The sequence below is a fragment of the Hydrogenophaga sp. genome (assembly GCF_018780385.1).
Lineage (GTDB): Bacteria > Pseudomonadota > Gammaproteobacteria > Burkholderiales > Burkholderiaceae_C > Hydrogenophaga.
Genome location: NZ_JADMJO010000096.1, coordinates 48,008 through 54,331, shown reverse-complemented (window position 1 = coordinate 54,331; position 6,324 = coordinate 48,008). Strand labels below are relative to the sequence as shown.

Sequence of the window (6,324 nt, the reverse complement as noted above, 5' to 3'; positions counted from 1 at the left end):
ACCAGAAGCGGCGCTGGAAATCCAGCAGTTCGGGGTTCTCGGCCTCGTCCAGCGCGGGCATGACCGGCTCCAGCGACATGCCGCACTTGGGACAGTTGCCCGGGTGGTCCTGGCGAATCTCGGGGTGCATCGGGCAGGTGTAGACCGTGCCGGGCGCGGCTTGAGCCGGCGCGTGGCCGTGGTCATGCCCTGCGTGGGCGTGGTGGGTGTGCGCGTCCATGAACGATCTCCTGCGGTGACGACAGAAGCATGAGCTTCATCCTTGCCGCCGTGGCAAGGTCAAGGGTTCATCGGACAGGCGGTGCGGCCATGCCACATTCCATGGCCTTCATGTGCTCGGCCATCAGCGCATGGCGCTCCTCCTGCGTCTTCGCATCTTTCATCTTCTCGTGCATCTTCTCGTGCATCGCATGCATCTCGTGCATCGAATGCATCTGGCCCTGCATGGTCATGGGGGCGGCCCCCGGCTGGTGCGACGCAGCGCCGTGAGGGCCCGCATGCCGTCCGGGGCCGGCGCAGGCGCTCAACAGGGCAAGGGCGGACAGTGCGGTCAAGATCTTCAGTGCCATCATGGTGTTCTCCAGCATGGGACTTTCCCAAGGCCTCCAGCATGCGGCCTCACATGCGTGGCGACCTTGCGGCAGATCAAGGAATGGCCATGCACTGCAGATGAGCTTCAGGGCTTGCGCGCCACGATGGTCGCGAACGACTTCACCGTGTCGCCCGGTGCGGCAAAGTCCTGGTGCCCGGAGGCGATCACCTGCCAGCCGGCCAACCCGGTCTCCAGGAAATCCCTCGCAAACAGGCAATGCGCCTCGGGGTCGAACATGTCCATGTAGGTTGTGCCCTCGACCAGCACGTTCACCACCATCGTGCCACCCGGCACCAGGTGCGCCTGCAGGTCGGCCAGCGCCCTGTGCGCGGTGGCGCAGTCCAGGAACATCAGCAGACCGATGGAAACGATGGTGTCGAATTCGCCACTCACGCTGTAGCGGCGGAGGTCGGCCACCTGCGCCTGCACCGGCAGGCCCTCGTCACTGGCCACCTGTTGCAGATGTGAAATCGCGACCTCGCTGGCATCGAGCGCGAGCACCGAACAGCCCTGGCGCGCCGCGGCGAGGGCCAGATTGCCCATGCCGCAGCCGAAGTCCAGCACCCGGCCCCGCAGGTGCGGCAGCGCAGCCTGCTCGAACGGGTTGAGCGCCGAATTGGTCTGGTGGATCTGCCGTTCGAACTGGCGGTCGAAGAAGTCAACGCTGCGGTTGCTGCTCATGGGTGCCTTGCTGTGGTGGTCTGACGTGTCGAGCATGGTAGGCGCAAGCGCATCGACAGCGTCGTGATCCGGGTCCATCATCGAATTCTTCGACCCGCCATCCACACGCCAAGGAGGACCCAATCATGCCCGGTGAAGTTTTTGATGCCATCGTCGTCGGGGCCGGACAGGCCGGCCCGGCGCTGGCCGCGCGCTGTGCCCGCGAAGGCCTGCGCACGGCGGTGATCGAGCGCCACCATTTCGGCGGCACCTGCGTCAACGTGGGCTGCGTCCCGACCAAGACCCTGGTGGCCAGCGCACGCGCCGTGCGCCAGGCCCAGAGGGGCGCCGAATACGGCTTTGTCGCGGGCGAAATCCGGGTCGACATGGCGCGCGTGAAGGCTCGCAAGGACGGCATCGTGCTGCACTCGCGTCAGGGAGTGGAGGCCTGGATGCGGGGCCTGGACCACACCGAGGTGATCACCGGCGACGCGCGCTTCGTGGCGCCCGCCACCCTGGAGGTGAATGGCCGCCGGCTCACCGCGCCGCGCATCTTCCTCAACGTGGGCGGCCGCCCGGTGCGCCCCGATCTGGAGGGCATCGACAGTGTGCCGACGCTGGACAACGCGTCTGTAATGGAGCTGTCCACCGTGCCCGAACACCTGGCCATCGTCGGGGGCAGCTACATCGGCCTGGAGTTCGCGCAGATGATGCGCCGCTTCGGCGCCGAGGTGACGGTGGTGGAACGCGCGGCACGCCTGCTGCCCCGCGAAGACGCCGACGTGTCCGACGGCATCCGCGAGATTCTCGAAGCCGATGGCGTGCGCTTCGAACTCGAAGCCGAGTGCATGGCGCTGGCGCGCAACGGCAACCGCATCACGGTCGGCGCGCAATGCGCCGACGAACGCGCGTCCATCGAAGCCAGTCACGTGCTGCTGGCTGTGGGCCGGCGCCCCAACACCGACGGACTCGGCCTGGCGCATGCCGACATCCGCACGGACGACAAGGGCTACATCGAGGTGGACGACCAGTGCCGCACCAGCGCCGATGGCGTGTGGGCCGTGGGCGACTGCAACGGCCGCGGCGCCTTCACCCACACCGCCTGGAACGACCACGAGATCGTGGTGGCCAACCTGTTCGACAAGGACCCTCGCCGCCTCAGCGACCGCATTGCCTGCTACGCCCTCTTCATCGACCCGGCGCTGGGCCGCATGGGCATGAGCGAAACGCAGGCCCGCGAGAGCGGCCGCGAGGTGCTCATGGGCAAGATGGCGATGCAGAAGGTGGGCCGCGCGCGCGAGGCGGGCGAGACCCAGGGCTTCATGAAGGTGCTGGTGGATGCGGACTCGCGACAGTTGCTGGGCGCGGCCATCCTCGGCCTCAACGGCGACGAGGTGGTCCACAGCCTGCTCGACCAGATGGCCGCGGGTGTGCCCTGCGACGTGATGGCGCGCACCATGCACATCCACCCCACGGTGTCCGAACTGCTGCCCACGCTGCTGCAGCAGCTCAAGCCGCTGGACTGAAGCCGTCAGGGCCTGCGTGAACGCTTCCCGAACCCGCCCAAGTTCGCACACAATATCAGTGCTTGCTGATTTACTTTCAAACAACGGAGACAGGCATGCGCCGTCACATCGCTCTTTGGGTGCTGAGCACCCTCGCCCTGCTCGTTCCCACCGCCGTACTGGCCGAGATGCAGCCACAGAAGGTCGGCCCCAACACCTGGTACGTGCAAGGTCTGGCCGCGCTCGGTTCGCCGGCCAACCAGAACTTCATCAGCAACGCCGGCTTCGTGGTGGCGCCGCAGGGCGTGGTGGTGGTCGACGCACTGGGCTCACCCGCCCTGGCACGCCGGCTGGTGCAGAAGATCGCCGAGATCACACCCAAGCCGATCACCCATGTGGTGCTCACGCACTACCACGCCGACCACATCTACGGCCTGCAGGTGTTCAAGGAACTGGGCGCGCAGGTCATTGCGCAGCAAGACGCACGCGAGTACCTGAACTCCGACACGGCGGCGCAGCGACTGGTGGCCTCTCGCACGGAGCTGGCGCCCTGGGTGGACGAGAACACCCGCCTGGTGCCGGCCGACCGCTGGCTCACCGATTCCACCACGCTGGAGCTGTCGGGCATGCGCTTCGTGGTGGAGCGGGTGGGCCCCTCGCACACGCCGGAAGACCTGGCCATTCACGTGCCCGGTGAGCGGGTGCTGTTCGCCGGCGACCTCATGTTCAGCGGACGCCTGCCCTTCGTGGGCCAGGCCGACAGCGGCCAGTGGATCGCGTCACTGGACCGCCTGCTGCGCTTTGACGCGCAGGTGGTCGTGCCCGGCCATGGGGCGGCGTCCATCGAGCCACGCAAGGACATGGTGGTGATGCGCGACTACCTCAACTACCTGCGCATCACCATGGGCCAGGCGGCGAGAGACCTCGTGCCTTTCGAAGAGGCCTACACCAGCACCGACTGGAGCAGCTTCGAGCCCATGCCGATGTTCCGCTTTGCCAACCGCATGAACGCCTACAACACGTATCTGCTGATGGAAAAGGAAAGCCTGCGCGGACGCTGAGCAGGCGTCTTCCTGGGTGAATGTCTTTCGATCGACAGTCATGGCGAACATGCGCCGATAGCATCCAGGCATGTCCTGCCCGATGCCCACGCCATGAACCGACTTGATCCCGCTCCTGCCATCCCGCCGTCTCAGTTGCGCAGCGCGGTCGATTGGGCCGTTGTGTCGCGACGCAGCATCCGCGCTTTCCTGCCTGCCGAAGTGCACAGCAAGGAGATTGAAGCCATTCTGGACGTGGCTCGCCATGCCGCGTCGGGCGTGAACACCCAGCCTTGGAAGGTGCACGTGCTCACCGGTGCCGCGAAGGACCGGCTGAGCGCGGCAATCGCGGCGGTGGACGACGACGCTTCACAAGCAGATTCGCTGGAAGAGCCCTACACCTACTATCCGCTGGACTGGGTATCGCCCTATCTGGAGCGTCGCCGCAAGGTGGGGTGGGACCTGTACGGGTTGCTCGGCATTGCGAAGACGGACAAGGCCCGCATGCATGCGCAGCATGGCCGCAACTACCGGTTCTTTGGTGCGCCCGTCGGCTTGATCTTCACGATCGACCGGGTGATGCAGGCGGGCAGCCTGATCGACTACGGGATGTTTCTTCAGAGCGTGATGGTGGCCGCGCGCGCCCGTTCGCTCGACACCTGTCCGCAAGTGGCTTTCACCAAGTTCCATGGAGTCATTGCCCGCGAACTCGCCATTCCCGACCAGGAGATGGTGGTGTGTGGCATGAGTCTGGGCTACGCCGATCCGAGCCGCGTCGAGAACTCACTGGTCACGCACAGAGAGAACGTGGATTCATTCACGACCTTTCACAACTGACAAGGCACGGGAGACAACCGCATGAATCAAAGCCCCTACCGGCATGGCCTGGAGCGCGTTGAGGCGAACCATGTGCCGCTCACCCCTCTGGGGTTTCTGGAGCGCAGTGCACAGGTGCATCCGCAGCGTGTCGCCCTGGTGCACGCGGGATCGCGCCAGACCTGGGCGCAAACCCGTGAGCGGGCCTACCGTCTTGCCAGCGCGCTGACGCGTCGTGGCGTGCAACGCGGCGATACGGTCTCCGTCCTGGCGCCCAACACGCCCGCGATGCTGGAAGCGCATTTCGGCGTCCCTCTTTCCGGGGCGGTGCTCAACGCCATCAATTGCCGGCTGGATGCGGAGGGCATCGCCTTCATCCTGCGCCATGGGGAGTCAAGGATCCTGCTGGTGGACAGCGAATTTTCTGGCGTGGCACAGCGCGCCATCGCGATGCTGGAGCAGGCGCCGCTGGTGGTGAGGATCGATGACCTGGGTGCACCGGGCGAGACAAGCATCGGCGCGTTGGACTACGAAGCGTTGCTGGCGGAAGGCGACCCGGACTTCGAAGGTGTCTGGCCTCTGGACGAATGGGACCCCATCGCGCTGAACTACACGTCAGGCACCACGGGAGATCCCAAAGGTGTCGTTCCGAGCCATCGGGGCACCTATCTGATGAGCATGCTGCAACTCACCGACTGGGCCGTTCCGCGAGCGCCGGTCTACCTGTGGACCTTGCCGATGTTCCACGCCAACGGTTGGTGCTTCACCTGGGCCATCACGGCGGCGGCGGGCACCCACGTGTGTCTGCGCAAGGTCAGCGCGCAGACCATCTTCGACGCGATCGTCGAACACGGCGTGGACCACTTCTGCGCGGCGCCCACGGTGTTGGCCATGCTCGCCAACGCGACACCCGAAGAACGCAAGCCACTGCCACGCCGGGTTCGAATCCTCACGGCGGGGTCTCCACCGCCTGCCGCGATCCTGCAGGCCATTGCAGCCATGGGGTTTGATGTTGACCATGTCTACGGCATCACCGAAATATCGGGGACGCCCGTCAGCTGTGTGCGCCAGCCTGAGTGGGAGGCGTTGCCAGCAGCCGATCGCGCCCGCCTGCAGGCGCGCCAGGGCGTGCGCGCCGCCGGGCTGGAAGAGCTGCGCGTCCTCGATCCCCAGACCCTTCAGGAAGTGCCACACGACGGCACCACGGCGGGCGAAATCATGATCCGCGGCAACACCGTGATGAAGGGCTATCTGAAGAACCCCGATGCCACCGCGAAGGCCTTTGCCGGCGGTTGGTTCCACACCGGCGACATCGCCGTCGTGCATGCGGATGGATACCTCCAGATCACCGACCGCTCCAAGGACGTCATCATCTCCGGCGGAGAAAACATTTCGTCGGTGGAGGTCGAAGACGTGCTGCACCGACACCCTGCGGTGCTGCATGCCGCGGTGGTGGCTCAGCCGGACGAGCGTTGGGGTGAAGTGCCCTGCGCCTTCGTGGAACTCAAGCCGGGTGTGGACACCGTCAGCGAGAGCGAACTGATCGCGTTCTGCCGCAGCCAGTTGGCCCACTTCAAGTGCCCGCGCCGCGTGGTGTTCGACGCCCTTCCCAAGACCGCCACAGGCAAGATTCAGAAGTTCCGGCTGCGGGACATCGCGGGAAGCCGCGAAGCCATCACGCGGCTGGCCGGGCTGGCGGCAGACAGCTGAG

The 6,324-nt window shown here is 65.9% G+C and carries 7 protein-coding genes; 4 read left to right on the top strand and 3 right to left on the bottom strand.

Translation table 11 applies throughout. From position 1 onward, the window contains the following. From IV113_RS22035 to IV113_RS22025, 3 genes are all read right to left on the bottom strand, one after another. The coding region (locus IV113_RS22035) for a heavy metal-binding domain-containing protein (RefSeq protein ID WP_291089594.1) at window positions 1-220 on the bottom strand (220 nt) is incomplete at its 3' end. A gap of 67 nt (window positions 221-287) precedes the next feature. Further along, window positions 288-587 (bottom strand): hypothetical protein, encoded by a 300-nt coding sequence (locus IV113_RS22030; protein WP_291089606.1) that lies wholly within the window; start codon window positions 585-587, stop codon window positions 288-290. 89 nt (window positions 588-676) lie between these two features. Beyond that, a complete protein-coding gene (locus IV113_RS22025) occupies window positions 677-1,309 on the bottom strand; it encodes a methyltransferase domain-containing protein (RefSeq protein ID WP_291089591.1) in 633 nt (210 codons plus the stop codon). Between the two features lie 89 nt (window positions 1,310-1,398). Between IV113_RS22025 and IV113_RS22020 the strand changes: the two genes are divergently transcribed. The 4 genes from IV113_RS22020 to IV113_RS22005 all read left to right on the top strand — a co-directional run bounded on the left by IV113_RS22020 (window position 1,399) and on the right by IV113_RS22005 (window position 6,323). Next, complete coding sequence (locus IV113_RS22020) at window positions 1,399-2,778, top strand: FAD-containing oxidoreductase (protein WP_291089588.1); 1,380 nt, start codon at window positions 1,399-1,401, stop codon at window positions 2,776-2,778. 95 nt (window positions 2,779-2,873) lie between these two features. Then, window positions 2,874-3,818: an MBL fold metallo-hydrolase gene (locus IV113_RS22015; protein WP_291089585.1), complete on the top strand. Its 945-nt coding sequence runs from the start codon at window positions 2,874-2,876 to the stop codon at window positions 3,816-3,818. Between the two features lie 93 nt (window positions 3,819-3,911). Then, window positions 3,912-4,634 (top strand): nitroreductase, encoded by a 723-nt coding sequence (locus IV113_RS22010; RefSeq protein ID WP_291089582.1) that lies wholly within the window; start codon window positions 3,912-3,914, stop codon window positions 4,632-4,634. A 21-nt stretch (window positions 4,635-4,655) separates the two neighbouring features. Next, a complete protein-coding gene (locus IV113_RS22005) occupies window positions 4,656-6,323 on the top strand; it encodes an acyl-CoA synthetase (protein ID WP_291089580.1) in 1,668 nt (555 codons plus the stop codon). Window position 6,324 lies beyond the last annotated feature (1 nt).